General features: G+C 71.9%; 23 protein-coding genes and 2 tRNA genes. 17 read left to right on the top strand and 8 right to left on the bottom strand.

The genetic code is table 11. The features are described from left to right. Positions 1-14: 14 nt before the first annotated feature. Positions 15-1,832 (top strand): ABC-F family ATP-binding cassette domain-containing protein, encoded by a 1,818-nt coding sequence (locus tag ABTY56_RS16725; RefSeq protein ID WP_350629536.1) that lies wholly within the window; start codon positions 15-17, stop codon positions 1,830-1,832. 24 nt (positions 1,833-1,856) lie between these two features. Here ABTY56_RS16725 and ABTY56_RS16720 read toward each other — a convergent pair whose 3' ends face one another. Continuing rightward, on the bottom strand, positions 1,857-3,836 hold the full coding sequence (locus ABTY56_RS16720) for an FUSC family protein (RefSeq protein WP_350629535.1): 1,980 nt from the start codon (positions 3,834-3,836) through the stop codon (positions 1,857-1,859). A gap of 589 nt (positions 3,837-4,425) precedes the next feature. On the opposite strand from ABTY56_RS16720, the gene ABTY56_RS16715 reads away from it, so the two are divergent. The 4 genes from ABTY56_RS16715 (at position 4,426) to mycP (ending at position 9,326) form a co-directional block, all read left to right on the top strand. Continuing rightward, positions 4,426-4,914 carry a DUF2563 family protein gene (locus ABTY56_RS16715; RefSeq protein WP_350629534.1) on the top strand — a complete coding sequence of 163 codons (489 nt, stop codon included), beginning with the start codon at positions 4,426-4,428 and terminating at the stop codon, positions 4,912-4,914. A 42-nt stretch (positions 4,915-4,956) separates the two neighbouring features. After that, positions 4,957-6,612 (top strand): WXG100 family type VII secretion target, encoded by a 1,656-nt coding sequence (locus tag ABTY56_RS16710; RefSeq protein ID WP_350629533.1) that lies wholly within the window; start codon positions 4,957-4,959, stop codon positions 6,610-6,612. A gap of 141 nt (positions 6,613-6,753) precedes the next feature. Continuing rightward, a complete protein-coding gene (locus ABTY56_RS16705) occupies positions 6,754-8,040 on the top strand; it encodes a S8 family serine peptidase (RefSeq protein WP_350629532.1) in 1,287 nt (428 codons plus the stop codon). 152 nt (positions 8,041-8,192) lie between these two features. Then, positions 8,193-9,326: a type VII secretion-associated serine protease mycosin gene (gene mycP, locus ABTY56_RS16700; protein WP_350629531.1), complete on the top strand. Its 1,134-nt coding sequence runs from the start codon at positions 8,193-8,195 to the stop codon at positions 9,324-9,326. A gap of 20 nt (positions 9,327-9,346) precedes the next feature. Here mycP and ABTY56_RS16695 read toward each other — a convergent pair whose 3' ends face one another. Genes ABTY56_RS16695 through ABTY56_RS16685 form a run of 3 tightly spaced genes read right to left on the bottom strand, consistent with a single transcriptional unit; the run spans position 9,347 to position 11,918 of the window. After that, positions 9,347-9,844, bottom strand: a complete 498-nt coding sequence (locus ABTY56_RS16695; protein WP_350629530.1) for a hypothetical protein — start codon at positions 9,842-9,844, stop codon at positions 9,347-9,349. Then, the gene (locus tag ABTY56_RS16690; RefSeq protein WP_350629601.1) at positions 9,841-11,478 is read right to left on the bottom strand and encodes an alpha/beta hydrolase; all 1,638 of its coding nucleotides are present in this window, start codon (positions 11,476-11,478) and stop codon (positions 9,841-9,843) included. The genes ABTY56_RS16695 and ABTY56_RS16690 overlap by 4 nt, the downstream gene beginning before the upstream one ends. 5 nt (positions 11,479-11,483) lie before the next feature. Next, positions 11,484-11,918, bottom strand: coding sequence for a WXG100 family type VII secretion target (locus ABTY56_RS16685; protein ID WP_350629529.1), 435 nt, complete (start codon positions 11,916-11,918; stop codon positions 11,484-11,486). Positions 11,919-12,217: 299 nt separating this feature from the next. On the opposite strand from ABTY56_RS16685, the gene ABTY56_RS16680 reads away from it, so the two are divergent. Further along, positions 12,218-13,519: an MFS transporter gene (locus ABTY56_RS16680; protein WP_350629528.1), complete on the top strand. Its 1,302-nt coding sequence runs from the start codon at positions 12,218-12,220 to the stop codon at positions 13,517-13,519. Positions 13,520-13,564: 45 nt separating this feature from the next. On the opposite strand, the gene ABTY56_RS16675 is transcribed toward ABTY56_RS16680, so the two are convergent. Beyond that, entirely contained in the window at positions 13,565-14,161 is a 597-nt protein-coding gene (locus ABTY56_RS16675; protein WP_350629527.1) for a flavodoxin family protein, read from the bottom strand. Between the two features lie 204 nt (positions 14,162-14,365). On the opposite strand from ABTY56_RS16675, the gene ABTY56_RS16670 reads away from it, so the two are divergent. The 5 genes from ABTY56_RS16670 (at position 14,366) to ABTY56_RS16650 (ending at position 18,329) form a co-directional block, all read left to right on the top strand. Then, positions 14,366-14,809, top strand: coding sequence for a winged helix-turn-helix transcriptional regulator (locus ABTY56_RS16670; protein ID WP_350629526.1), 444 nt, complete (start codon positions 14,366-14,368; stop codon positions 14,807-14,809). 174 nt (positions 14,810-14,983) lie between these two features. Further along, positions 14,984-15,056, top strand: a tRNA-Thr gene (locus ABTY56_RS16665). Between the two features lie 161 nt (positions 15,057-15,217). Beyond that, the gene (locus ABTY56_RS16660) at positions 15,218-15,886 is read left to right on the top strand and encodes a LuxR C-terminal-related transcriptional regulator (protein ID WP_350629524.1); all 669 of its coding nucleotides are present in this window, start codon (positions 15,218-15,220) and stop codon (positions 15,884-15,886) included. Between the two features lie 138 nt (positions 15,887-16,024). Beyond that, on the top strand, positions 16,025-16,987 hold the full coding sequence (galE, locus tag ABTY56_RS16655; protein WP_350629522.1) for a UDP-glucose 4-epimerase GalE: 963 nt from the start codon (positions 16,025-16,027) through the stop codon (positions 16,985-16,987). Between the two features lie 307 nt (positions 16,988-17,294). After that, complete coding sequence (locus ABTY56_RS16650; RefSeq protein ID WP_350629520.1) at positions 17,295-18,329, top strand: LuxR C-terminal-related transcriptional regulator; 1,035 nt, start codon at positions 17,295-17,297, stop codon at positions 18,327-18,329. Between the two features lie 12 nt (positions 18,330-18,341). Here ABTY56_RS16650 and ABTY56_RS16645 read toward each other — a convergent pair whose 3' ends face one another. Then, positions 18,342-18,839 carry a MarR family winged helix-turn-helix transcriptional regulator gene (locus tag ABTY56_RS16645; protein ID WP_350526134.1) on the bottom strand — a complete coding sequence of 166 codons (498 nt, stop codon included), beginning with the start codon at positions 18,837-18,839 and terminating at the stop codon, positions 18,342-18,344. Positions 18,840-18,950: 111 nt separating this feature from the next. On the opposite strand from ABTY56_RS16645, the gene ABTY56_RS16640 reads away from it, so the two are divergent. Further along, positions 18,951-19,742, top strand: a complete 792-nt coding sequence (locus tag ABTY56_RS16640; protein ID WP_350629518.1) for a methyltransferase domain-containing protein — start codon at positions 18,951-18,953, stop codon at positions 19,740-19,742. A gap of 7 nt (positions 19,743-19,749) precedes the next feature. Here ABTY56_RS16640 and ABTY56_RS16635 read toward each other — a convergent pair whose 3' ends face one another. Both ABTY56_RS16635 and ABTY56_RS16630 read right to left on the bottom strand, forming a co-directional pair. Next, positions 19,750-20,352, bottom strand: a complete 603-nt coding sequence (locus ABTY56_RS16635) for a TetR/AcrR family transcriptional regulator (RefSeq protein ID WP_350629600.1) — start codon at positions 20,350-20,352, stop codon at positions 19,750-19,752. Positions 20,353-20,543: 191 nt separating this feature from the next. Continuing rightward, positions 20,544-21,533, bottom strand: a complete 990-nt coding sequence (locus tag ABTY56_RS16630; RefSeq protein ID WP_350629516.1) for an acyl-CoA desaturase — start codon at positions 21,531-21,533, stop codon at positions 20,544-20,546. A 248-nt stretch (positions 21,534-21,781) separates the two neighbouring features. On the opposite strand from ABTY56_RS16630, the gene ABTY56_RS16625 reads away from it, so the two are divergent. The 5 genes from ABTY56_RS16625 (at position 21,782) to pth (ending at position 26,205) form a co-directional block, all read left to right on the top strand. Further along, positions 21,782-21,852: transfer RNA gene (locus ABTY56_RS16625), tRNA-Gln, on the top strand. A 143-nt stretch (positions 21,853-21,995) separates the two neighbouring features. After that, positions 21,996-23,450 (top strand): bifunctional UDP-N-acetylglucosamine diphosphorylase/glucosamine-1-phosphate N-acetyltransferase GlmU, encoded by a 1,455-nt coding sequence (glmU, locus tag ABTY56_RS16620; protein WP_350629514.1) that lies wholly within the window; start codon positions 21,996-21,998, stop codon positions 23,448-23,450. Positions 23,451-23,651: 201 nt separating this feature from the next. Next, the gene (locus ABTY56_RS16615; protein WP_350629512.1) at positions 23,652-24,629 is read left to right on the top strand and encodes a ribose-phosphate diphosphokinase; all 978 of its coding nucleotides are present in this window, start codon (positions 23,652-23,654) and stop codon (positions 24,627-24,629) included. A 281-nt stretch (positions 24,630-24,910) separates the two neighbouring features. Continuing rightward, positions 24,911-25,498 (top strand): 50S ribosomal protein L25/general stress protein Ctc, encoded by a 588-nt coding sequence (locus ABTY56_RS16610; protein ID WP_350629510.1) that lies wholly within the window; start codon positions 24,911-24,913, stop codon positions 25,496-25,498. 128 nt (positions 25,499-25,626) lie between these two features. Continuing rightward, entirely contained in the window at positions 25,627-26,205 is a 579-nt protein-coding gene (pth, locus tag ABTY56_RS16605) for an aminoacyl-tRNA hydrolase (RefSeq protein WP_350629599.1), read from the top strand. Positions 26,206-26,227: the final 22 nt, after the last annotated feature.

Below are 26,227 nucleotides of genomic sequence, written 5' to 3'. Positions count from 1 at the left end.
GGAGCGCAGCACACGTGGCCGTCAACCTCGCCACCATCGAGTCCGTCACGAAGGTCTACGGCACCCGCACCCTGCTGGACGCGGTCAGCCTGGGCGTCAGCGACGGCGACCGGATCGGCGTCGTCGGCCGCAACGGCGACGGCAAGACCACCCTGATCCGGATGCTCGCCAAGCTGGAGGAACCCGACAGCGGTCGGATCACCCACTCCGGCGGGCTGCAGATGGCCGTCCTCACCCAGCACGATTCGCTCGACCCCGAGGCCACCATCCGGCACGAGGTGATCGCCGACCGGGCCGACCACGAGTGGCTCGGCGACGCCCGGATCCGCGACATCATCGAAGGCCTCTTCGGCGGCCTCGACCTGCCCGGCTTCGCCGACGGCCTGGACACCGTCATCGGCCCGCTCTCCGGCGGCGAGCGCCGCCGGATCGCCCTCGCCAAGCTGCTGCTCGGCTCGCCCGACCTGATCGTCCTGGACGAGCCCACCAACCACCTCGACGTCGAGGGCATCAACTGGCTCGCCGAGCACCTGCAGAAGCGCCGCTCCGCGCTGGTCTGCGTCACCCACGACCGCTGGTTCCTCGACCAGGTCTGCACCCGGATGTGGGACGTCCAGCACGGCGAGGTGCACGAGTACGAGGGCGGCTACTCCGACTACGTGTTCGCGCGCGCGGAGCGCTCCCGGATCGAGGCCGTCGAGGAGCAGAAGCGCCAGAACCTGGCCCGCAAGGAGCTCGCCTGGCTGCGCCGCGGCGCCCCCGCCCGTACCTCCAAGCCGCGCTACCGCATCGAGGCGGCCAACGCGCTGATCGCCGACGTGCCGGATCCGCGTGACAAGTCCGAGCTGATGAAGTTCGCCAACGCGCGGCTCGGCAAGACGGTCTTCGACCTGGAGGGCGTGACCGTCAAGGCCGGCCCGAAGCTGCTGCTGGAGAACCTCACCTGGCAGCTCGGCCCCGGCGACCGGATCGGCCTGCTCGGCGTCAACGGCGCCGGCAAGACCTCGCTGCTGCGCGCCATGCGCGACGCGTACGCGAGCGAGGGCGACGTGCAGCCCGCGTCCGGCGTCATCAAGGTCGGCAAGACCGTGCGGCTGGCCTACCTGTCGCAGGAGGTCGCCGAGCTGGACCCGGCGATCCGGGTGCTGCAGGCCGTCGAGCAGGTCCGCTCCCGGGTCGACCTCGGCAAGGGCCGGGAGATGAGCGCCGGCCAGCTGTGCGAGCAGTTCGGCTTCGGCAAGGACAAGCAGTGGACGCCCGTCGGCGACCTGTCCGGCGGCGAGCGCCGCCGCCTCCAGCTGCTGCGGCTGCTGATGGACGAGCCCAACGTGCTGTTCCTCGACGAGCCGACCAACGACCTGGACATCGAGACGCTCAACCAGCTGGAGGACCTCCTCGACGGCTGGCCCGGCTCGATGGTCGTCATCAGCCACGACCGCTTCTTCATCGAGCGGACGACGGACGTCGTCCAGGCCCTGCTCGGCGACAAGAAGATGCGGATGCTGCCCAACGGCGTGGACGAGTACCTGGAGCGGCGGGCCCGGATGGCCGCCCAGGCTGCCCCCGCCCCCGTCGCCGCCACTGCCCCGGTGGCCGACGCCGCTGCTCCCGGGCTGTCCGGCGGGGACCTGCGGGCGGCCAAGAAGGAGATGCAGAAGCTGGAGCGGCAGATCGCCAAGCTGGACGAGAAGGAGGCCAAGCTGCACGCCCAACTCGCCGAGCACGCCGCCGACTTCTCCAAGGTCGCGGAGCTGGACGGGCAGCTGCGCGCGGTCCGGGACGAGAAGGAGGAGCTGGAGATGAGCTGGCTGGAGCTGGCCGAGCAGGTCTGAGCCGGTCTGAGCCCGGCGGTCCGGCTAGCTCCCGGCCAGCAGCGTTTCGAGTTCGTCCGCCGCACGGCCCAGCGCGCTGAGCGTGGGGTCGTGCGGTGTGTCGTGCGGTGTGTCGTGCAGCTCGTCTCTCGGCGTGGTCGGACCGGTCACGTCTCTCGGGGTGGCCGCCGCGTCCGTCGGCGTGGTCGGCGGACGGTGCGCGCGGGCGGCGGCGGTCAGCTCGTCCAACGCCCGGCGCACCCGGTCGACCTCGGCCGGGTCCGGCACCCGGCCGCCGTACCGGACCTGCGCCGCGAACGCCGCCACCGCGCCACCCAGCCGCTCCAGCGCCGCCGTCGCCGGCAGCCACCGCTCCGCCAGCCGGCCGGTCGGCGGCGGTTCGACCAGCCCCTGCCGCACTTCCTGGCGGGCATCCGCCAGCGACCGGTAGGCCGTACGGCGCAGCCACACCTCGGCCCGCTCGGCGCGCCCGGTGGCGACCGCGTCGAGGTAGGCCCGCAGCGCCGTCGTCGCCGCCACCAGCCGGGGCTCGATCCGGTGGCGCGGCCGCTCCGGCCACAGCAGGTACCCGAAGAGCAGGACGACCGCACTGGCCAGGACCGAGTCCAGGACCCGGGGCCAGAACTCCGCCGCGCCGCTCTGGCCGCCGAGTTGGATCAGGACCAGCGCCATCGGTGTCATCACGACGGTGCTCAGCCCGTAGTGCGCCGCCGTGGCGTACGGCAGCAGGGCCACACAGAGCGCGGCGACCACCGCCAGCGCCCACTCCTCGGTGGTCAGCACGAGCAGCGCCGCGGTCACAGCCACCCCGAGCACCGTGCCGACCGACCGGCTCACCGCACGCAGGAACACCGACCCCAAGTCCGGCTTCAGGACGAAGGCGATCGTCATCGGCACCCAGTAGCTCCTGCTGAGCGGGTAGTTGGCGGTGACCGCCGAACCGGCCGCGATGCACAGCGCGACCCGCAGCCCGTACCGCACCGACGGCCCGGACAGCAGCCGCACCCGCAGCCGCCACGGATCGGGCGCGGGGGCGGGCGCGGTGCCGAGCCGCACGTCGCGGCCCGCCACGGTGTCGGCGGCGGCCCGCAGGGCCACGTCCAGGGCCTGCCGGGCCGGCGTGTCCGGCCGCCACCCGGGGACCACGACCTCGCCGCCGCCCTGCCGCACCGCCGCCGCCAGCCGGTTCGGCACCTCCGCGACCTCCGGCGGCACCGGGCGCCGGGCCCACAACAGGCCCGTCGCCGCCTCGGTGGCGGCGAGGGCGGCCTCGTACATGCGACTCGTCGGGGCGTTCGGGCGGCTCAGGTTCTTGTCGGCCTTCCCGGGGTTCCTGGGCTTCCCTGGCAAGAGGTCCTGGAACTGGTTCAGCCGGGCCGTCAGCACCCGGCGCGAGGCCGCCGCCCGCGACGTCCCCAGGTCGGCCAGCGTCCGACCGAGCGCGTCGTACGCGGCCGCGAGCGCCCGGTTGCGCGGATCCGCCGCAGGCCGACCCGGTGTCCCCGCCGGCAACCCGAGTAGCACCACGAGCCCGGCCCCGGCCAGCATCATCGGCGCCGCCGCCCACCACGGCCCCGGCAGCGGCATGCCGCTCCCCAGCGCGGCCGACACCAACAGCAGCATCCCCGCCGCCGACCCCCGCGGACCCGTCGCGCTCAGGGCGCCGGAAGCGAAAGCGGTCAACGTCAGCGCGGCACCCAGGGTGGGACCGTCGGCATCGGCGCGCTGAAGGGCGGTACCGACCAGCATGCCCAGCGCGGAGGCGAGGACGGCCGTCCCGATCCGGGCCGCCCGCAGCCGCGACGGCTCGGCACGGTCGTTCATCGTGGCGTGCATCGCCCCGAGCCCGGCGAACACCCCCAGATCCAGCCGGTGCACCAGCAGACCCACCGCCAACGGCACCGCCATGCCCACCGCCGCCCGAACCATCAGCGCCAGCGGCAACGGCGGCCGCGCGGGCCGCACGGCGCGGGCCCACCAGGAACGGGCCATCGGGGAACTCATGCGGACACGTCCGTTCTGCGGCCAGGAGTCGCTGCTGTGCGACATTGCGCGGCAGATGGGGCGTACCGGAGCAGTCTACCGAGCAGCCCGGAAGCGGGTTGTACGTGTCAAGTTCGTACCGATCGCGTACGCGCGGGCCAAGGGCCCTGCCCGTCCGACAGAGGTGGTGGCTACGATGACGGAGGCGAAAACCGCCCACAGGGCGGGCGGTTCGCCGACCAGGACGGTACGACGACTGCACGACCCAGAAGTTGACGGTGTGTTGCGTTGCGGCACGGAAGCCCCCGGGTGCCGGGGAGCGACCGGCCGTACGGGGGAGAGGTGAACTGCTGTGGCAGGCAATGGTGCATCAAGTTCGGGAACGCCGACTCCGTCGGCGAGCCCTTCGGCGAGTCCGTCCCCGAGCCCGTCGGGGACCCCTGCGCCGAGTTCCACGCCGAGCCCCTCGCCGAGCCCGGCTCCGAGCCCGACTCCGACCTCCTCGGCGAGTCCGTCGCCGAATCCTTCGCCCAGTCCTGCGCCGACTCCCGACCCGAGCACCCCGGGTACCGACCCGAACACCCCGGCGGGCCCGGACGACACGCCGTTCATGCTGAGCGACCCGTTCGGCCCCTTCGGCTTCGGCATCAACCGCGTCGTCAGCACCGTGCAGACGAACTTCAGCGCCAACGACCTGGTGTCGGCGTTCGGCAAGCAGGACGTCAAGGTGGAGCTGCAGACGCTCTCCAACTTCGCCGCCAAGGTCGAGGCCCTGCTCGCCGCGATGGAGGGCTCGGCGGCCGCGCCGTACAAGCTCGAAGAGCAGAAGGTGGAGACCGCGCACTTCGCCAGCGCGAAGTTCGATGAGGCGACGGCCCTCACGACCGCCTATGGCAAGGTCCACACTCAGCTGGTCAAGTTCCACAAGGACTTCGTGAAGCAGATCCAGACGATGCAGGAAGCCATCGCGACGACGCATGGCAGCTACACGACCAACGAGGACAACACGACCGCCGACCAGAAGGCGGTCGCGACGAATGCGGGCTACACCTCACCGTCGGCGGGGTCGAACGGGTCGCGGTCCAACGCGGGCCTCTGATAGCGGACGCGGGGCCACACACGGGGAGACGGGGAAGAGACCATGGCAGGCGAATCCAAGTACAACGACATGAAGCATCCCGCCCTCAGGGCGGTGGTCGACAAGACGATGCCCGATGTGGTGTTGAAGCGGGCTGCTCAGCTCCAGGACGCCGGTCGCGTACTGGGGGAGCTCAGCACTGCCCTCCAGGCACACCTCGGCCAGGTCCACTGGGAGGGACCGGCGGCCGAGAACTTCAAATCCTGGGTCGGCAACCTCTACAAGTCCGCTGACATCATCGGGCAGCACTCGACGACCGCCGGCGGTGCGATGACCCAGGCCGGTGAGGCGCTCAGCACCGCCAAGGTCGCGATGCCTCCGGTTCCGCAGAATGCTGTGGATGTAGTCGCCAGGTACGAGAGGCAGACGGCTCCCGCCGGCGTGGAGACCAAGCTCTCGGCGGTTGGTCAGACAATCGACCAGTACATGAAGGCGAGCGGGACCCCGGAGGGCAACGCCTGGGTGACCGAGGCGGACTACAAGCAGGCCAAGGCGACGGTCGAGAAGGAGCGGCAGGAAGCAGTCCATCAGGTGGAGAACCTGGCGCAGGCGTACACCGCGGCAACGGCAACCCTGAATGGGATCCCTGACGATGTGACGCTTCCGGGGACGCCTGAGACGGAGCGTAACCGAGGCGGGGAGTCGGAGTACACGGGCGGTGGAAGCTCCGGGGGTGGCCACGGTGGTTCCCTCCGAAGTCCCCGTGTGAGCGGAGGAAGCGTCGGCGGCGGCTACAGCCCGTCCGGTGGCGGCAACTACGGCGGCGGTTCGGTGACGTCGTACAACCCGGGGTCGGGTTCCACCGGGTCGCCCGGTGGGGGCCACACCACCCCGACTCCTCCGTACAGCGGCGGCCAGTTGCCTCCCAACCCGCAGGATCCGGGTACCTCGATCCCGCCGACCCATCCGTCGGACCCGGTCAACCGTCCGGGTACCGGGCTGGACAGCCTGCCGACCGCGCCGCCGACCCAGACCGGTCCGGGCGGTGGCCCCGTGTCGACGGGCGGACCGACCACCACTCCGACCTACCCGACTGGCCCCACCGGACCGGGCGGCGGGCCCAACACTCCGGTTGGGGGCCCGATGCCCGGCTTCCCGGTCGGGCCCGGGGGCGGTTCGGTCCAGACCAAGGGTGGTGGCACCGACTACGTTCCCAGCAAGGGCGGCAGCGTCAACCCCCGAGCGCCGTTTGGCGGCCAGACCGCCGGGAAGAACGGCACCCCGGGCATTCCCTCCGGGACGGTCTTCGGCTCTCGTGAAGCGGGGCCGGGTGGCGGCCGCGTCGGCGGGCAGAACGGCATGAACGGCATGGGCATGCACCCGGGCATGGGTGGCGGCCACGGTGTCGTCGGCGGGAGCGGCGGCTCGCGCGGCCGGGGCCTGTCCTCGACCACGGGTGGCACGGTCGGCGGCCGCAAGGGCCCGACTGCCGGCGGGGAGTTCACGCCGGGCGGTTCGGGCCTGCGCAACCGCGCGGCCGCAGCGGGAGCCGCCGAGGGCGGGGCCCGGTCCGGGCAGAACGGCATGATGGCCCCGGGTATGGCGGGTCACGGCAACCGGAAGGAACGCGACCGCCGCAGCCGCGCCGACTACCTGCACGAGGACGAGGAGACCTGGACCAGCGGTACGCCGAACAGCAATCCGGACGTGATTGAGTAGATCGGCAACGACTGCCCGGCCACTGGGCCCGCCCAGTGGCCGGGCAGGCTTGTTCGGGGCACGCTTCCCGGTCGGTGAAGAGAGTGACGAGGAGTTGTGATGGGGCGGACGGACACACGAGCACGTTGGCGGGCTGCCGCTGTGGCGCTTCTGGCGGCGGGAATCGTGGTCGGCCCGATTGCAGCGCCGGCGGTTGCCGACGATTCCATTCGTGCGGCTCAATGGCACCTCGATGCCATGCACGCTTCGGAAATGTGGAAGGTCACCAAGGGCGACGGGATCACCGTTGCGGTGATCGACGGGGGTTTCAAGCTGGATCATCCGGATTTGGTGGGGCAGTTCCTTCCAGGTAAGGACTTCAGCGGAAGCCCGGGCGGTGTGGCTTCCTACGGTGACGGACACGGAACGATGATGGCCAGCCTCATCGCGGGAACGGGAAAGAACCGCGGGGGAAACGGGGCGTACGGACTGGCCCCGGGCGCCAAGATCCTGCCACTCAAGATCGATAACGGATCCGTGGGGACCGCGGTCACGGCAGATTTCCTTGATCAGATCGGCCAGGCGGTCACATATGCTGTCGATCAGGGCGCCAGGGTCATCAGCATTTCCCAGGGTGTCTCGGCGGTGACGGCGATTCCGGCTGATTCGGCCAAACTTAGCCGGATTCTCTCGAATGCCCGGGCAAAGGGCGCGCTCGTGCTATCCAGTGTCGGGAATTCGGCAAAGTCGGGGAACCTGGCCGAATACCCGGGCGCGCTTCCCAATGTTGTAGGTGTCGGAGCGGTCGACCGAAACGGAACGGTGACGGAGGAGTCTGAGACGGGTCCGCAGGTTGCGCTCGTTGCCCCCGGCCAGGACACGATTGCGGCTTGCACGGCTCCTTCTGGTTACTGCACGGGCCATGGGACATCCGATGCAACCGCTTTGGCTTCTGCGTCAGCCGCGCTGATTTGGTCGGTTCACAAGGAGTGGACTGCGAATCAGGTTCTGCGGGTACTCATCAACACGGCGGGAAGGCCGAACGGCGGGGATATTCGCACGAATGATGCGGGGTGGGGTGCGGTTCGGCCGCGTATTGCGTTGACGGATCCGGGTGATCCTGGGCCGGCGGATGTGTCGCCGCTCGCGGCTGACACGGCTTCGCCGGCGGCGGTTCCGTCGGCGTCGGCGCCCGCGTCGTCGGTGCCGAGTCCGACGGGCGTGGCGGCGCCGGCGCAACCAAAGGTTGATTCGTCGTCGGGGTCGGGCAGCACGGTGCCGATCGTGGGTGGCCTGGTGGCCGGGCTGGTGCTGGTGGCTGGGGTGGTGTTCGTCGTGGTGCGGCGGCGGAAGTCGGCGGCTGAGCCTTCCGGGGGCCAGGTGCCACCGGTGCCGCAGCAGCAGCCGATGGATGTGGTGGCGCCGGAGGACAACCCGTACAGGACATAGTTCAAGCCATTGGGGGGCAGGAGATGGGTCGCTGGGTGTGGGCTCGGCGCTTTGCGGCTATGGGGGTCGCGGGTGTGTACGTGTTGGGGGCTTCGGTGGCGTCGGCGGTTGCCGACGATTCGATCCGCGCTGATTAGTGGCACCTGGACGCCATGCACGCCCCGGAGATGTGGAAGGTCTCCAAGGGGGAGGGTGTCACCGTCGCGGTGATCGATGGAGGATTCAAGCTGGATCATCCGGACTTGGTCGGGCAGTTCCTCCCGGGGAAGGACTTCAGCGACGGTTCTAATGGCGTCGGCGTCGACCCCAGCGGGCATGGCACCGGAATGGCCAGCCTCATCGCAGGTACGGGTAGGAACCGCGCTGGGAACGGTGCCTACGGCCTCGCGCCTGGCGCGAAGATCCTTCCTCTGAAGATCAATAGCGGGTCGGAGGGGACTGTCACTACGACCGACTTCCTTGATCAGATCGGCCAGGCCGTGAACTACGCGGTCGATCAAGGTGCGAAGGTCATCAGTATCTCGCTAGGAACGAATGCGGTTGCCGCCACGTCGGATGATCTTGTGAAGATCAATCGCATCCTTGCGAATGCGCGGGCGAAGGGCACCCTTGTGGTCGCCAGTGTTGGAAATTCAGGGCAGCAGGGAAATGTTGTCGAATATCCGGCCGGGTTGCCGAATGTGGTTGGCGTTGGGGCTATCGACCGGAATGGCACGGTGACGGACGAGTCCGAGCGCGGTCCGCAGGTTGCTCTCATGGCCCCTGGCATGGATGTGATCGCTGCTTGCACGGCTTCCACCGGCTACTGCAAGGGTCATGGGACGTCTGACGCGACTGCTTTGGTTTCTGCTTCGGCAGCGCTGATCTGGGCGGTTCACAAGGAGTGGACTGCGAATCAGATTCTGCGGGTGCTCATCAACACTGCAGGTCGGCCCAATGGCGGGGACGTCCGTACGGATGGTGCGGGGTGGGGTGCGGTTCGGCCGCGTATCGCGTTGACGGATCCGGGTGATCCCGGGCCGGCGGATGTGTCGCCGCTTCCGGCGGACGTGGCTTCGCCGTCGGCGACTCCGTCGGTTTCTGCTTCGGCGAGTGCGTCGGCGCCCGCGTCGTCGGTGCCGAGTCCGACAGGCGTGGCGGCAGGTGCGTCGTCGGGGACGGGCGGGGCGTTGCCGATTGTGGGTGGGGTGGTGGCCGGGCTGGTGCTGGTGGCCGGGGTGGTGTTCGGCGTGGTGCGGCGGCGGAGGTCGGGTGCCGGGGCGGTGGGCGATTCGTACGGGCGGTAGCCGGGTCGGGTGGCGGGTGGTCAGCGGGGTGGTTCGGTGCCGTTGGGCCACACGCAGGGGGAGGTGAAGCCGATCACGAGCATCCCGTACGAGCTGCCGATGCCGTCGATGGAGCCGGTGAACCTGTTGGCGGCGTTCGTGAAGTGGATGGACGTTGGCAGGGCTCCGGAGTCGTCCCGCTGGAATCCCATGGACTCGATCCGGGCCCGGAGCCGTTCGACGTATTCGGCCTGGTGGTCCGTCGGGATGCCGGAGAGCCGTTTCTCGGTCACCTCCACGACTCGGCCGTCGTACTCCGAAGGGGCGTCGTTCTTGAAGCAGTTGGTGCCGTTCTCCCGCCCGCCGGCCGCGGTGACCGGTTGGGGCAGGTCGGCGATGGCCTGCCCCGCGTAGTCCGCGGTCTGCTGCTTCGCCTGGGCCCGCGTCATCGTGGGGGCGTCGAAGTCCCCGGTGCACGCCGGGACGGTCCACAGCACGCCGGCGGTCACTGCTGCCGCGATCGTGCGGTGTGGCCTCACCGGTCGTTCCCGTTGCCGGTGATCACGGCGCCGAAGGACCTGACGGATTCGGTGCCGGGGAGCCAGTAGTGGGAGTGGTCGGTGGTGCCGGCGGGGAGGTGTCGGGCGCCGAAGTCGGTGTCCATGGGGTCACGTCCGAACAGGAGGCCGGTGCCGGCGGCGGTCTTGATCATCGTGTCCTGGCTTCCCCGGGCGACGTGGACGTGGGAGGGGTCGATGTTCAGTTCCTTGGCGTGGTCGACGCCGACGCCGGGGCTGCCGACGAGGACGACGTCGTCCACCGGCGGCGTGTGGTCGCGCATGGTGAAGCCGACGACGACGCTGCCGTAGCTGTGGCCCATGAGGGTGTTGTGCGAGGGGGTGCCCTCGTGGGTCGTGCGCAGGGCGTTCTGGAAGCGGGCCAGGTCCTGCTCGGCGTTCTCGGCGTACGAGTCGGTGGCCGCCTCCGGGAAGATGTTCTGAGGGGCGTCGTAGCCGACCCAGGCGATGGCGGCGGTCGTCCTGGGGCTGCCGGGGTCGGTCCGGTCGGCGGCCTTGACCATCTCGTCGGCCTTGTCGACGTCGCCGATGGCGGTGGCGAGCCGGGAGGTGGTGCCGGGGACCAGGGTGACCACGTTGTCCGCCGTGTCGGGGTTGTTGACGGAGACGATCGCGCGTCCGTTGCCCTCGGTGTCGTAGCCGAGCAGGAAGGCCGGGGTGCCGTCGCGGGACGCCGGCCTGTCGCCGGTCAGGCGGCCCTCGATGGCCGCGATCGCCGTCAGCTTCTCCCGCAGGTCCTGCTGCCGGCGGTGCCATTCGGCGTAGGCGGGGTTCGGGATGGGCTCGCCCTTGGCCCAGCCGAGGAACTGCTCGGGTTCGGGGCCGAGCCGGTCGAGCCGGGTCTGCAGGTCCTGCTTGCTCCGCGCGAGGTTGATCCGGTTGGCCTGGTCGCGGGCGGCGGCGGGGATGCCGTCGAGGTTGCCGACCCGGTCGGGGTGGTTGAGGACGAAGCGCTGCTGCTGGGCTTCGGTGAGGCTGTCCCACCAGCGCTTCACGGTCTCCGGATCGGTTCCGGCGGGAGGCACGGCCTCGCGGGCGGCGAACGCTTCCCGGTCCTTCTGGACGGTGGCGGCGTCCAGGCCGGTGCCGCTGCTCGCGTTGTGGGCGAGGTGGCCGAGCCGCTGCGCGATCTCCGAGTCGGCGTGGGCGGCCTCGTCGAGGGCGGCGGTGATCCGGCGGCCGAGTTCCTTGGCGGTCTCTTCGGCCGTGTCACCCGGGTAGTTTGCGGAGGTGGGCTCGTCGTCCCAGGTGATGCGCCCGTCGGGGGCGACGGTGAACTTCTGCTTCTCGGCGTCGTCCAGGGCGTTGATCAGGTGTGCCTGGGCGGCGGCGAAGCCTTCGGCGGCCTCGGCGAGGGCCCGGCTGACGAAGGAGAGTTCCTGGGCGGCGAGTCGGAGCTGGGTGCTGATCGCCTGGATCTCGGCGGTGGCGCTCTCGGCGGCGGTCCCGGTCCACTGCGCCGCGCCGAGCCGGTCGGCGACCTCGTGCTGCCAGGACTCGGCGTGCCGTCCCAACGCCGTGACGAGGGTGTCGTAGGCGGCTCCGGCCGCGGTGATGCCGTTGATGTCGGCGTTCCGGAGGGTGGCGATGTCCATCGGCTTCACGGGGCCTTTCCGGTGCCGTTGGTCCGGGCGGCTTCGGCGGCCGGGGACAGGTCCTTGGTGAGGACGGTTCCGAACGGGTCGGCGGCCGGGGCCCGGTAGCCGCACGGGGTGGTTGCCGGGCCGCCGTTCAGGGCCGTGGACAGGTCCTGCTCGTTCCGGCGGTAGTCGGCGGCGGCGGTCGAGAGCTTGGTGCCGCTGTTGCCCATGTCGGCGGCGAGCCTGTCCAGCAGGGTCTTCCAGTCGGCGGCGCAGTCGTGGACCGCGGGACCGGTGAGCCAGCCCCGGAGGGCGGCGGCGGCCTGGTCACTGGGTGCGGTGATCTTCGTCGTCTCGGGCGGGATCTGGCCGCCGAGGTGTCGGGCGGTCTGCCCGCAGCTTTCCAGTGCGGCCGGATTGACCGCGAAGGCGGTGCGTGAATAGGGGCCCGGCACGGTTTCCCCCCGTATGTCGAGATGGTCTCCGGACGGTCAGCATACGTGCGGTGGTGCCGGGTTCGGCGAGGCTCGGGGGCGCGTGGAGTGCGGGCCGGGCGTGGGTCTGCGGTGGTGCGCCGTGGTCACCCGGGTGGGGGCTGGTGGGGGTGGGGCGGGGTGGTGAGGGTGGTGGTATGGATGCGGAGGGTGCTTGGCAGGCGGGGCAGTCAGGGCAGGCAGAACAGCCGGGGCGGGCGGGGCGGTCAGGGCAGGCAGAACGGGCGAGGCAGGCAGAACAGCCGGAACGGGCAGGCCAGTTGCGTCGGGCGGCGGTCGCGGCGCTGATCGGGACGGCGATCGAGTTCTACGACTTCTTCATCTACGGGACGGCGGCCGCCCTGGTGTTCGGGCCGGTGTTCTTCCCCGGACTGGGCACGGTGGGGGCGCTGTTGGCGGCGTTCTCGGTGTACGCGGTGGCGTTCCTGGCCCGGCCGTTGGGGGCGGTGGTGTTCGGGCACTTCGGGGACCGGGTGGGGCGGAAGGCGACGCTGGTGGTGTCGCTGCTGTTGATGGGGTTGGCGACGGCGGCGGTGGGGGTGTTGCCGGGGTTCGCCGCGTGGGGGTGGTGGGCGCCGGCGGTGCTGGTGGCGCTGCGGGTGTGTCAGGGCGTCGGGTTGGGCGGGGAGTGGGGTGGCGCGGCGCTGCTGATCGCGGAGAACGCGCCGGCCGAGCGGCGGGGGCGGTACGGCGGGTTCCTGCAGTTGGGGCCGACGTGCGGGTTCGTGCTGGCGAACGGCGTGTTCCTGGCTCTCCAACTCGGTCTGGACGACCGGGCGTTCCGCGGGTGGGGCTGGCGGGTGCCGTTCCTGGCCTCGTTCGCGCTGGTCGCGGTGGGGTTGTTCGTGCGGCTGCGGATCGAGGAGTCGCCGCTGTTCCGCTCGGCCGGGCGCGGGGAGCGGGCGCCGTCGCTGGAGGTGCTGCGTGAGCACTGGCGCCCGGTGTTGGCGGGCGGCGGGGCGATCACGGTGGGGTACGCGCTGTTCTACCTGACCACGACGTACGCGCTGGCGTACGCGACTTCGGGGCTTGGGGTGGCGAGCACGCTGGTGCTGACGATGCTGTTGATCGGCGCGCTGGGGATGGCCGCGACGGTGTGGCTGAGTGCCGCGCGCAGCGACCGGTGGGGGCGGCGGCGGACGCTGTGGTGGGCGACGGTCCTCGCCGCGGGCTGGTCGTTGGTGCTGTTCCCGTTGCTGGAGACGGTGAGCCGGTCGCTGATGTTCGTTGCGCTGGCGGGCGCGATGGTGGTGCTGGGCTGCATGTTCGGGCCGGTGGCGGCGTTCCTGCCGGAGCTGTTCCCGACGCGGGTGCGCTACACGGGTGCCGCGCTGACGTACAACCTGGGCGGCGTGATCGGCGGTGCGACGACCCCGCTGGTGGCGACGCGGTTGACCGAGGCGTACGGGACGGCGCAGCCGGTGGGCTGGTACCTGGCGGGGTTGGGCGTGCTGGCCCTGGGCTGCCTGCGGTTGCTGCCGGAGACCACCGGCGCCGAGCTCGGGGCGGTGGACGGCGGACGCCGCCGGGCGCCCCTGCTGGGGGCGGATCCGGCGGCGTAGGCGCGCGAGGGGGTCGGGCAGGTCGGGCAGGTCGGGCGGACCCGGTCAGCCGGCCAGGGCGGCGCGGCCGGCCAGCACCACGGCGGTGTGCTCGGCGACGCGGGCACCGAGGTGCTCGGCGGTCGCGATGTCCGCCTTGTGGACGGCTTCCGGGCCGGCGTCGGAGGGGGAGGAGGCGGCGGCGCCGTTGAAGAAGCCGAGGCGGTTGAGGTCGTTCTCGGACGCGGTGGTGGCGTTCCAGCCGGGCTTGAGGCCGAGGTTGACCCAGTTCATGCCGTGCTGGGCGGCGAGGGTCTGGAAGAAGCCGAGGGTGCCCGCCTTGTCGCCGCTCTTGGAGGCGGAGTTGGTGAAGCCGGCCGCGACCTTGTCCTTCCAGGCGTCGGTGAACCAGCGCTTGCTGGTGGCCTCGGCGAAGACGTGGAAGGCGCCGGAGGCGGTGCCCATGTAGGTGGGGGAGCCGAAGACGATCGCGTCGGCGGCGTCCAGCTGGGCCCACTGCTCCTCGGTGATGGTGTCGACGGCGATCCGGACGACCTCGGCACCGGCGGCTGCGGCGCCGCGGGCGACGGCCTCGGCGATCACGGCGGTGTGGCCGTAGCCGGAGTGGTAGGCGAGGGCGACGGTCGGGCGGATGGCGGTCATGTGGGCGCTCCAGGGGGACGGCGTGGGACCGGCGGAAGCCGGTGGGAAGGCAGGTGCGAGGGCAGAGGACAGGGCGCGGGGCCGGGAGCAGGACGCGCTGAGGCGGCCCGGTCCGACCCCGATCCCTTGGCGGTCTCCAATATAGACCAGGTCTCCATTGGTTACCAAGAGTGGATTGGAGACCGAAGGGCTACCCTGGATGGCATGACGACGGAGGAAGTGACCCGGGCCCGGGCGGGGCAGTGCGAGGAGCAGCGACCGACGGAGGGGCAGGCGGCGCAGGCGTTCGACGTCTTCGCCCGGCTCTGTCCCAGCCGCGAGGTCTTCGCCGAGCTGGCCGACAAGTGGTCGCTGCTGATCCTGATGAGCCTCGCCGCCTGCGGGCCGCAGCGCTTCTCCGAGCTGCAGCGCGGGGTCGGCGGGGTCAGCCGCAAGATGCTCACCCAGTCGTTGCGCAACCTGGAGCGCAGCGGCCTGGTGCTCCGCACGGTGTTCCCGGAGACGCCGCCGCGGGTGGTCTACGACCTGCTGCCGCTCGGCCGTGAGCTGGCCGAGCTGGTCGCGCCGCTCGGGCAGTGGACGGAGCGTCGCGCCGGGCAGATGATGGCGGCCCGCCAGGAGTTCGACGCGGCGCACGCCGAGGGCTGAGGCCGCAGCGCACGCCGAGGGTCGAGGCCGCGGCGCGCGCCGAGAGCCGAGACTGCGGAGCGAGCAGGCGGGCCCGGAGCGAGCAGGCAGGCCCGGAGCCGATTTCCCTTCCGGGCCGACGGCCGTGTAATGTCTTCCTTGTTCGACCGGCCCGGGAAAACAAAAACCCGGCAAGCCCCTATAGCTCAGTCGGTAGAGCGTCTCCATGGTAAGGAGAAGGTCTGCGGTTCGATTCCGCATGGGGGCTCAACTGGAAGACCCCCGCCTCTGGCGGGGGTCTTTCGCGTTTCCGGCGGCAGCCGACGCACGACGGCTGGCGGGTCGGGTACGGAATGCGCTGTGATGGTGCGTCATCGGCCGCCCGCCCGAAGGGTGCGGGCGCGAGCCGAACCCTGACCGGGAGGCGTCATGGGCGTTCGACTCGTGGTGGTGGACGACCACCGGCTGCTGGCCGAGGCGCTGGCCACCGCGCTCCAGCTGCGCGGTCACCGGGTGCTCGCGGTGGGCTCCCCGGCCGGTGTCGCCGCGGACCTGGTGGCCGGCCGACGGCCCGAGGTGTGCCTGCTGGGGGTGGCCGCGCCGGGGGAGCCCGGCGCCTTCGACGGGCTGCGCAGGATCCGCCGGGAGCGTCCCGAGGTGGCCGTGATCGTGCTCGGGCCGGTGGGCGAACTGCGCGGCGTGGCCGGGGCGTTCGCGGCCGGCGCGGCGGGGTACGTGCCCAGCGACGAGCGGATCGAGGTGGTCGAGCGGGCCATCGGGCGGGCCCGGGCGGGCGAGGCCGCCGTCGCGGTGGACATCCTGCGCGGTGCCTTCGACCAACTGCTGCGCCCGGCGGCCGAGCCGGACGACGAGGCCGTCCGGCTGCTGCGGCTGCTGACCCGCCGTGAGGTGCAGGTGCTGGCCCGGATCGCGGACGGCGAGGACACCGCCGCGATCGCCGCCGGGATGCGGATCGCCGCCAGCACCGCCCGGACGCACGTCCAGCGGGTGCTGATGAAGCTCGGCGCGCGGACCCGTCTGGAGGCGGCCGCGGTGGCGGCGCGCACCGGTCTGCTGGAGCGGATGTCCGGGGGCTGAGGACTTGGTGAAAAGCGTGCGAGCAGGCGCCCGGGTGGTCCGGAGCACCCCGGTGGGTTGGGAGAATGGCCCCAGTCGTACGGATTCCGTCGATGGCCACGCCCACCGCGCGGACCATCGCCCGCTGGAGGTCGCAACATGAGTAAGTACCTGGTCACGGGTGGCGCCGGCTACGTCGGCAGTGTGGTGGCCGCCCACCTGCTGGAGGCGGGGCACCAGGTGACCGTCCTGGACGACCTCTCGACGGGCTTCCGCGAGGGCGTTCCGGCCGGTGCCGAGTTCGTCGAGGGCCGGATCCAGGAGGCCGGCGAGGTCCTGGACGGCTCCTTCGAGGGCGTGCTGCACTTCGCTGCCTCCTCGCAGGTCGGCGAGTCGGTCGTGGACCCGGAGAAGTACTGGCGCAACAACGTGGCCGGCTCGCTGGAGCTGATCAGCGCGATGCGCGCGGCGGGCGTGCGCAAGCTCGTGTTCTCCTCCACCGCCGCCACCTACGGCGAGCCGGAGGCCGTGCCGATCGCCGAGACCGCCCGCACCGCGCCGACCAACACCTACGGCGCCACCAAGCTCGCCGTGGACCACCTGATCACCAGCGAGGCCGTCGCGCACGGCCTGGCCGCCGTCTCGCTGCGCTACTTCAACGTGGCCGGCGCGTACGGTGCGTACGGCGAGCGGCACGACCCCGAGTCGCACCTGATTCCGCTGGTCTTCCAGGCCGCGCTCGGGCAGCGCCCGCACATCGCGGTGTACGGCGACGACTACCCGACCCCGGACGGCACCTGCATCCGCGACTACATCCACGTCGCGGACCTGGCCGAGGCCCACCTGCTGGCGGTGGCCGCCGCCAAGCCGGGCGAGCACCTGATCTGCAACCTGGGCAACGGCAGCGGCTTCTCGGTGCGCGAGGTGATCGAGTCGGTCAAGCGCGTCACCGGCCGGGAGATCCCGGTGCAGGTCGCCGGTCGCCGGGCCGGCGACCCGGCGGTGCTGGTGGCCTCGGCCGCCCGCGCCCACGAGGCGCTGGGCTGGACCCCGCGCCGCCCGAACCTGGACGACATCGTCGCCGACGCCTGGAAGTTCACCCTGGAGAAGAACGGCCGGTAGGCGGGCCGGGCACGGCCGCCGGCTGTCGCGGTCTCCGCACCCGGAACGTCCGGGAGCGGCGACCGCGGCGGTGGCGCGGCACGGCCCGGGGCGCAAGTCCGGCTGCTCACGCACCTTCTGACGAAACTTCACCAAATCGCCACGAGGGCGTTTCCCGACCCCGTACGCTGAGTGCGGTACCGGTGGGGGCCGGCGCCCTTTCGATCTCACCGGCCACCGGTGGGCGGGCGGAACGGCGGGTCCGGAACGCGGACGCCGGGCCGGTCCCCGCTCCCCGGCTCGGGCGGTCTGAGCAGGGGGAGGGACGATGGGGCGGATTCGCGTCCTGGTGGTCGACGACCACCGGATCTTCGCCGAAGCACTGGCCGCGGCGCTCGCCGCCGAGCCCGACGTGGAGGTGGGCGCGGCCGGCAGTGCGGCCGCCGCCGAGCGGGCGCTGGAGCGCGCCGCCGCCGAGGGCCGGGCCTACGACGTGGCGCTGATCGATGCCGATCTCGGGGCCGGTGGAGGCGGTGGGGCCGGCGGGGGCGGAGCGGTCGGGCCGCCCGGGGCGGCTCCGCCGACGGCCCGCCGACGGCCCGGTGCGGATCCCGCCGAGGAGGCGCGGCGCCGGGCGGCCCCGCCCGTACCGCCGCCACGACGGTCGGCCGTACCACCCGGGGCGCCCTCCCCGCTGTCGCCCGCGCTGTCGTCCGCGGTGCCGGGCGCACCGCCCGGCGGTGCCCGGTCGGCGGCGGACCCGCTCCGGGCGGACCAGCTCAGACCCACCGCCTCGCCGCCCGACGGCATCACCCTGCTCGCCCGCCTCCGCCGCGCCCACCCCGGTCTGCGCGCCGTCGTGCTGGCCACCGCCGACGACCCGCACCGCGCCGCCCGCGCCCTGCACGCGGGCGCCACCGGCTGGGTGGCCAAGGAGAGTTCACTGGCCCGGCTGCTCGCGGTGGTCCGGGGGGTGCTGCGGGACGAGACGCACCTGCCGCCCGCGCTGCTCACCGGGGTGATCCGCGAACTCACCACCGCGCGGCGGGACCGCACCGAGAGCGAGCGGCTGGTGGACACCCTCACCCCGCGGGAGAAGCAGATCCTGCGCTGCATGGTCGCGGGTCTGGGCCGGCAGGCCGTCGCGGAGCGGCTCTACCTGTCGCCGCACACCGTCCGGACGCACATGCAGAACGTACTCGGCAAGCTCGGGGTGCACTCCACGCTGGCCGCCGTCGCGGTCGCCCGCCGGGCCGGGGTCGGCCCCGCCGAGCCGGCCGTGCCGCCGCCCGTACCGCCGCCGTCCGTACCGCCGCCGTCCGTACCGCCGCCGTCCGTGGCGGCGACCGTCGAGCGGGCGTAGGCCGGTCGCGGCTCAGCCCGGGATGTTGTCGAACGGGGCGATCAGCAGCCGCAGCAGCGCGGCGAGTTCGGTCTGCTGGCCGGAGGTGAGCTGGGCGAGGAGCTCGCGTTCGTGCGCGAGCAGTCCGGCGAGTGCCTGGTCGGCGCGGTCGCGGCCGTCGTCGGTGAGCCGGACCAGGACGCCGCGCCGGTCGTCCGGGTCGGGCAGCCGCTTGACCAGGCCCTTGCCGGTGAGCCGGTCGATCCGGTTGGTCATGGTGCCGGAGGTGACCAGGGTCTGGGTGAGCAGCTGGCCGGGGGAGAGCTGGTACGGGGTGCCGGCCCGCCGCAGGGCGGTCAGGACGTCGAACTCCCAGGGCTCCAGGCCGTGCTCGGCGAAGGCGGTGCGGCGGGCGCGGTCCAGGTGCCGGGCGAGCCGGCTGACCCGGCTGAGCACCTCCAGCGGCTCCACGTCGAGGTCGGGGCGCTCCCGGCGCCATGCTGCGACCAGCCTGTCGACCTCGTCCTCCATGACGATCAGTGTATCGGTGGATGTGTCGATGTGAAGTCTCTTGACATCGAGAAATATGCCAGCGAGGCTTCGTCGAGATATCTTGATGTCGAGATACCTGCGAGGTGAACCATGAGCACCACCGTCTGGGACCCGGCGCAGTACCTGTGCTTCGCCGACGAACGCACCCGCCCGCTGCGCGACCTGCTCGCCCGCGTCCCCGTCCTTCCGCACCCCGGCGAGGAGACGATCCTCGACATCGGCTGCGGCCCCGGCAACTCCACCGCCGTCCTGCGCGAACGCTGGCCGCACGCCCGCATCACCGGCGTCGACAACTCCGCACCGATGCTCGCCACCGCCCGCACCGAGGGCGAACCCGACGCCGACTACCTGCTCGCCGACGCCCGCGACTACGACCCGGCCCCGGCCCGGCCCGACCTCGTCGTCTCCAACGCCGCCCTGCACTGGGTGGACGGCCACCTCGACCTCGTCCCGCGCTGGGCCGCCGCCCTGCGCCCGGGCGGCGTCGTCGCCTTCCAGGTCCCCGGCAACTTCGACGCCCCCAGCCACACCCTGCTCGCCGACCTGCGCCGCAGCACCCGCTGGCGCGCCCTGCTCGGCGAGGACGCCGTCCGACCCGGCGTCCACCCGCCCGCGCGCTACCTCGACGCCCTCGCCGCGGCCGGCTGCCACCCGGACGTCTGGGAGACCACCTACCTCACCGCGCTGCCCGGGCCGGACCCGGTCCTGGAGTGGGTCAAGGGCACCGCGCTGCGCCCCGTCCTGACCCGGCTCGCCGATCCGGCCGACCGGGCCGCCTTCCTCGCCGAGTACGGGCGGCTGCTGCGCGAGGCCTACCCGGCCGGGCCGTCCGGGACGGTCTTCCCGTTCCGGCGGATCTTCGCGGTGGGGGTCAAGCGGTAGCCGGGGCTCAGCCCCTGCGGTCGCCGACCAGCTTCGGGTGCCGCTCCAGGCCCTCCAGGCCGTGCCAGGCGAGGTTCACCAGGTGCGCCGCCACCGTCGCCTTGTCCGGCTTGCGGACCTCCAGCCACCACTGGCCGGTCAGCGCGACCATGCCGACCAGCATCTGCGAGTACATCGGGGCCAGCCGCGCGTCGAAGCCGCGCGACTTGAACTCCAGGCCCAGGATGTCCTCGACCTGCGTCGCGATGTCGCTGATCAGCGAGGCGAAGGTGCCGGTCGACTGGGCCACCGGCGAGTCCCGGACCAGGATCCGGAAGCCGTCCGTCGAGGTGTCGATGTAGTCCATCAGGGCGAAGGCGGCCTGTTCCAGCAGCTCGCGCGAGTGCCCGCCGGTCAGTGCCCCGGTCACCATGTCCAGCAGCAGCTGCATCTCGCGGTCCACCACCACCGCGTACAGGCCCTCCTTGCCGCCGAAGTGCTCGTACACGACGGGCTTCGACACCCCGGCGCGCTCGGCGATCTCCTCCACCGAGGTGCCGTCGTAGCCGCGCTCGGCGAAGACCGTCCGGCCGATCTCCAGCAGCTGCTCGCGCCGTTGCTTGCCGGTCATCCGGACCCGGCCGCCCCGGCGGCGCGGGGCGGCCGGGGCGTCGGCCCCGCCGGCCGCCCCGCCCGCCGGTGCAGCGGCCCGCGGACGGGCGGGCGCCGAAGCGGGCGCCGCGTCCGTCCGCGAGCCGTGGTGACCGCCTGTGGTGTCTGCGCTGCTCCCGTTCACCCCTACATCATGCTGGAAGCGCCGCCTCATGCGGTGCGGCGGGCGGCGATCCGCTGTGCGTCCGGCCAGCGGACGTCCCGGACCCAGCCGGCCAGCTCGAACCAGCGGATCAGCCGGGCCGAGGAGTCGATCTGCCCGCGGAGCACCCCGTGCCGGGCCGCGGTCGGATCGGCGTGGTGCAGGTTGTGCCAGGACTCGCCGCAGGAGAGGACCGCGAGCCACCACACGTTGCCGGAGCGGTCGCGGGAGCGGAACGGGCGCCGGCCGACGGCGTGGCAGATCGAGTTGATCGACCAGGTGACGTGGTGCAGCAGCGCCACCCGGACCAGCGAACCCCAGAAGAAGGCGGACAGTGCGCCCGTCCAGGTCAGCGTCACCAGACCGCCGACCAGCGGGGGCAGCAGCAGCGAGATCGTGGTCCAGAGCCAGAACAGCCGGGAGATCCGCCTTATGGCCGGGTCGCGGACGAGGTCCGGGGCGTACTTGAGCTGCGGGGTCTGCTCCTCGTCGAACATCCAGCCCATGTGCGCCCACCACAGGCCCTTCAGCAGCGCCGGGACGCCCTCGCCGTAGCGCCAGGGCGAATGCGGGTCCCCTTCCTTGTCGCTGTACCGGTGGTGCCTGCGATGGTCGGCGACCCAGCGCACCAGCGGGCCCTCGACCGCGAGGCTCCCGGCGATGGCCAGGGCGAGGCGCATCGGCCGGCCGGCCTTGAACGCGCTGTGGGTGAAGTAGCGGTGGTAGCCGACGGTGATGCCGTGGCAGGTGAGGAAGTACATGGAGACGGTGACCGCGACGTCCGTCCACCCCAGCCCCCAGCCCCAGGCCACCGGTACGGCGGCCAGCAGCGCGGCGAACGGCACGAGGATGAACAGGCCGAGCGCGGCCCGCTCGGCCATGCCCTGCTTCTCCCCGCCACGGGTGGCGGACAGCTGCGTGGCTGCGGTGTCGGGATCGGGGGTCGGAGTGCTGCGCGCGGCGGTCCCCGCGCGCGCCTCGCCTGCCTGGATGGTCATGGGCGTCCCTTTGCGGCGTCCCGGAACGGGAGAGAAGCGGAGCCTACGTCGGCGTAACTTACGGCATCGTAGGTTGCGCTCCGTGTCCAGGGGAACACTCTGCCGCGCGGCGCTTGAGTGAATTCACCCGACTGGATGGATGAACCGGCGGCTCGGGGAGTTCTGTCGGGGAGCTCGAATCGGAGCCGCGGATCGGTGCAAGTCGATACCCAGGGTGGGGTCCGCTCGGGTAGGGTCTGACACGTCTGTCCGCCGTGGTGTAATGGCAGCACAGGGCCCTTTGGAGGCCTTTGTCTGGGTTCGAATCCTAGCGGCGGAGCCTCTGCACGCCTCTGGTTCGGGCGTCTCCCATCACGCCGGTATTGTCGGTGCTGCTCGGCGGACTTTGCGTATGGCGACCGGCCTGGGTCCCGGCCGGGTCTGCTCTGCCCTCTCTGTGAACCTACCGAGGAGCTTCCCCGCATGGGTGCCAATTCGCTTGCCGCCGTTGTCGTGCTCGCCGCCGGTGGCGGGACCCGGATGAAGTCGAACAAGCTGCCCAAGGTGCTGCACGCGGTGTGCGGACGGTCGCTGGTGGGGCACGCGGTGGCGGCGGCCGGGGAACTGGCGCCGGAGCAGCTCGTGGTGGTCGTGGGGCACCAGCGCGAGCAGGTCCAGGAGCACCTGGTGGAGCACTACCCGGCCGTGCGGACCGCGGTGCAGGAGGAGCAGAACGGCACCGGGCACGCGGTGCGGACGGCGCTGGAGGCGCTGGCCGCGGACGGCGTGGTCCTGGACGGCACGGTGATCGTCACCGCCGGCGACTCGCCGCTGCTGACCGGGGCGACCCTGCGCCGCCTGGCGGACGCGCACACCGCCCAGCAGAACGGCGTCACCGTGCTGACCGCCGTCGTCCCCGAGCCCTTCGGCTACGGCCGGATCCTGCGCGACGAGGACGGCACGGTCGCCTCGATCGTCGAGGAGCGGGACGCCACCGACACCCAGCGCACCATCGCCGAGATCAACTCGGGCGTCTTCGCCTTCGACGCCAAGCTGCTGGCCGAGGCGCTGGCCGCGCTCACCACGGACAACTCGCAGGGCGAGGAGTACCTGACCGACACCCTGGAGATCCTGCGCAAGGCGGGCCACCGGGTCGGCGCCGTGGTCGCCGAGGACCACCGGGACATCCTGGGCATCAACGACCGGGTCCAGCTGGCGCAGGCCCGCCGACTGCTGAACGACCGCCTGCTGGAGCGGGCGATGCGCGCGGGCGTCACCGTGGTGGACCCGGCGACCACCTGGTTCGACGTCCAGGTGACCTACGAGCCGGACGCCGTGGTGCTGCCCAACACCCAGCTGCAGGGCGCCACCCACCTGGCCGAGGGCTGCGAGGTCGGCCCGAACTCCACCCTGAAGGACACCCTGATCGGCGCCGGCGCCCGTGTGAGCAACACCACGGCCGACCGCGCCGAGGTGGGCGAGCTGGCCGTCGCCGGCCCGTACGCCTACCTGCGGCCGGGGGCGAAGCTGGCCCGCAAGGCGAAGGTCGGCACCTACGTCGAGATCAAGAACTCCGAGCTGGGCGAGGGCGCCAAGGTGCCGCACCTGTCGTACATCGGCGACGCCACGATCGGCGAGGGCACCAACGTCGGCGCGGCCTCGGTCACCGTGAACTACGACGGCGTGAACAAGCACCGCACCGTCATCGGCGCGCACTGCCGCACCGGCTCGGACAACATGTTCATCGCCCCGGTGACCATCGGTGACGGCGCCTACACCGGCGCGGGTTCCGTGATCACCAGCGACGTCCCGCCGGGCGCGCTCGGCGTGAACCGCGCGCACCAGCGCAACATCGAGGGCTGGGTCGAGCGCAAGCGCCCCGGGACCGTGTCGGCGCAGGCCGCGAAGGCCGCGACGGACGGGGCCGCGGAGGCCTGACGCGCCGGGCGGGGACCGAGGGGCGGTCCCGAGGCGGACGGTTTCTGCGCGGGCGCGTAACCTTGGGGACATACGTGCGCCACTGGGCTTACCGCCCGTGTCCAGGCGTACCGACAATTCCCCGACCCCGTACCGCGCGTGGGCCTCGCCTGCCCGGCACCGGTCAGGGTTCAGCGTCCGCAAACGCGAGGAGACGGTGCAGTGAGCGGGATCACGACGTCGGGTGAGAAGAAGCTCAAGCTCTTCTCCGGCCGTGCCCACCCGGAACTGGCGAAGGAGGTGGCCGCGGCGCTCGGGACCGAGCTGGTCCCCACCAAGGCCCTGGACTTCGCCAACGGCGAGATCTACGTCCGCTTCCTGGAGTCCGCCCGTGGTGCGGACTGCTTCGTGATGCAGAGCCACACGGCTCCCATCAACCAGTGGATCATGGAGCAGCTGATCATGATCGACGCTCTGAAGCGGGCCTCCGCCAGGAGCATCACCGCGATCCTGCCGTTCTACGGCTACGCCCGCCAGGACAAGAAGCACCTGGGCCGCGAGCCCATCTCGGCCCGGCTGGTCGCCGACCTGCTGCGCCAGGCCGGTGCCGACCGGCTGATGGCCGTGGACCTGCACACCGCGCAGATCCAGGGCTTCTTCGACGGCCCGGTGGACCACCTGTTCGCGCTGCCGCTGCTGGCGGACTACATCGGCGGGAAGGTCGACCGCTCCAAGCTGACCGTCGTCTCCCCGGACGCCGGCCGTGTGAAGGTGGCCGACCAGTGGTGCGACCGCCTGGACGCCCCGCTGGCGATCATCCACAAGCGCCGCGACATCACCCAGGCCAACACCATCCTGTCGGCCGACGTCGTCGGTGACGTCAAGGACCGGGTCTGCGTGCTGGTCGACGACATGATCGACACCGCCGGCACCATCTGCGCCGCAGCCGACGCGCTGTTCGAGAACGGTGCCGCGGACGTCCTGGTGGCGGCCACCCACGGTGTGCTCTCCGGCCCGGCCGCGGACCGGCTGAAGAACTCGCGGGTCAGCGAGTTCGTGTTCACCAACACGCTGCCCACCCCGGCGCAGCTCCAGCTGGACAAGATCACCACGCTGTCCATCGCCCCGTCGATCGCCGCCGCGATCCGCGAGGTGTTCGAGGAGGGCTCGGTCACGAGCCTCTTCGAGGGCGTGCACTGACGAAGCCCGCGCAGGCGGCCCCGGTCCCCAGTGGGCCGGGGCCGCCGCCGATTTCGCGGGAGGCGGTGGGTGCGGTTAGACTCGTGAAACTGCTCGGCGAGGGATGCCGTGTGCCTGCTCGACGGGCGCCCGCTCCGTGATCGACGCGCTGCCGGTGCCGGAATCCCGTCACCTGCAGAGGCCGTTGCCGCCGAGTGACCCCCGAACGTACTGAGGGTGTGGTCCCGGCGGTTTTTCGCGTTGCCTGCACCCCCGCGCCATTTTTCACGAGGAGTGCAGTCGTGTCCGAGATCCGCATCGCCGCTGAGACCCGTACCGAGTTCGGCAAGGGTGCCGCCCGTCGCGCCCGCCGCGCCGGCTTCGTCCCCGGTGTCGTCTACGGCCACGGCCACGCCCCGGTTCACCTGAACCTGCCTGGCCACGACCTGATGATGGCCCTGAAGACCCCGAACGCCCTGCTGGTCGTCCCGATCGAGGGCAAGGACGAGTACGTCCTGCCGAAGGCCGTCCAGCGCGAGGCCATCAAGCGCACCATCGAGCACGTCGACCTGCTGCTGGTCAAGCGCGGCGAGAAGGTCACCGTCGAGATCCCGGTCCTCACCGAGGGCGAGCTGGCCCCGGGCGGCAACCTGCTGGAGCACGTCCTGCAGGCCCTGCCGATCGAGGCCGAGGCCACCCACCTGCCCGAGGCCGTCACCGTCTCGGTCGAGGGCCTGGAGGCCGGCGCCTCGATCCACGCCAAGGACATCGTCCTGCCGGCCGGCGTCACCCTGGCCGTCGAGGCCGACGCCGTCGTGCTTCAGGTCATCGCCGCCCAGGCCGCCCCGGTCGAGGAGGAGGCCGAGGAGGCCGAGGGCGCCGAGGCCTGAGCCTCGCGCTGAAGCTTTGACCGCTGCCCCGGTCGCTCCCGCTGGAGCGTCCGGGGCAGCGGTGTGTCCGGGACGCGGTGTCTCCGGGGATGATGGCGTCGAGCGTGAAGGCGAGGAGTGAGAGCGCGATGGCGGACGAGTACGAGGGCCCCTGGCTGGTGGTGGGGCTGGGCAACCCGGGCGAGCAGTACGCCCGGAACCGGCACAACATCGGGTTCATGGTGGTGGACCTGCTGGCGCAGCGGATGGGTGCCAGGTTCAAGGCGCACAAGAGCCGGGCGCAGGTGGCCGAGGGGCGGCTGGCGGGCAAGCGGGTCGTGCTGGCCAAGCCGATGTCCTTCATGAACCTCTCCGGCGGGCCGGTGACGGCGCTGCGCGACTTCTACAAGGTGCCGGCCGCCGCGCTGATCGCGGTCCACGACGAGCTGGACGTCGACTACGCGGCGCTGCGCCTGAAGCTGGGCGGCGGGGACAACGGCCACAACGGGCTGAAGTCGATCACCAAGTCGCTGGGCCCCGAGTACCACCGGGTGCGCTGCGGGATCGGCCGTCCGCCGGGCCGGATGGAGGTCGCGGACTTCGTGCTGAAGGACTTCTCCTCGACCGAGCGCAAGGAGCTGGAGTGGTTCGTGGACCGCTCGGCCGACGCGGTGGAGGCGCTGCTGTCCGAGGGACTGGAGCGTGCCCAGGGGACGTACAACTCCTGAACGTCCGTCAACAGGGCGCGCC

The sequence above is a fragment of the Kitasatospora sp. NPDC097691 genome (assembly GCF_040302665.1).
Classification (GTDB): Bacteria; Actinomycetota; Actinomycetes; order Streptomycetales; family Streptomycetaceae; genus Kitasatospora.
Note: the sequence above shows the minus strand (reverse complement) of the source record. Positions and strands in the feature narration are given on the sequence as shown.

Coding starts and splice junctions, on each gene's coding strand:
- ABTY56_RS16720 (WP_350629535.1), bottom strand. CDS start 3,836: ATGAGTTCCCCGATGGCCCGTTCCTGGTGGGCCCGCGCCGTGCGGCCC.
- ABTY56_RS16715 (WP_350629534.1), top strand. CDS start 4,426: ATGCTGAGCGACCCGTTCGGCCCCTTCGGCTTCGGCATCAACCGCGTC.
- ABTY56_RS16710 (WP_350629533.1), top strand. CDS start 4,957: ATGGCAGGCGAATCCAAGTACAACGACATGAAGCATCCCGCCCTCAGG.
- mycP (WP_350629531.1), top strand. CDS start 8,193: ATGCACGCCCCGGAGATGTGGAAGGTCTCCAAGGGGGAGGGTGTCACC.
- ABTY56_RS16690 (WP_350629601.1), bottom strand. CDS start 11,478: ATGGACATCGCCACCCTCCGGAACGCCGACATCAACGGCATCACCGCG.
- ABTY56_RS16675 (WP_350629527.1), bottom strand. CDS start 14,161: ATGACCGCCATCCGCCCGACCGTCGCCCTCGCCTACCACTCCGGCTAC.
- ABTY56_RS16670 (WP_350629526.1), top strand. CDS start 14,366: ATGACGACGGAGGAAGTGACCCGGGCCCGGGCGGGGCAGTGCGAGGAG.
- ABTY56_RS16660 (WP_350629524.1), top strand. CDS start 15,218: ATGGGCGTTCGACTCGTGGTGGTGGACGACCACCGGCTGCTGGCCGAG.
- galE (WP_350629522.1), top strand. CDS start 16,025: ATGAGTAAGTACCTGGTCACGGGTGGCGCCGGCTACGTCGGCAGTGTG.
- ABTY56_RS16650 (WP_350629520.1), top strand. CDS start 17,295: ATGGGGCGGATTCGCGTCCTGGTGGTCGACGACCACCGGATCTTCGCC.
- ABTY56_RS16645 (WP_350526134.1), bottom strand. CDS start 18,839: ATGGAGGACGAGGTCGACAGGCTGGTCGCAGCATGGCGCCGGGAGCGC.
- ABTY56_RS16640 (WP_350629518.1), top strand. CDS start 18,951: ATGAGCACCACCGTCTGGGACCCGGCGCAGTACCTGTGCTTCGCCGAC.
- ABTY56_RS16635 (WP_350629600.1), bottom strand. CDS start 20,352: ATGACCGGCAAGCAACGGCGCGAGCAGCTGCTGGAGATCGGCCGGACG.
- ABTY56_RS16630 (WP_350629516.1), bottom strand. CDS start 21,533: ATGACCATCCAGGCAGGCGAGGCGCGCGCGGGGACCGCCGCGCGCAGC.
- glmU (WP_350629514.1), top strand. CDS start 21,996: ATGGGTGCCAATTCGCTTGCCGCCGTTGTCGTGCTCGCCGCCGGTGGC.
- pth (WP_350629599.1), top strand. CDS start 25,627: ATGGCGGACGAGTACGAGGGCCCCTGGCTGGTGGTGGGGCTGGGCAAC.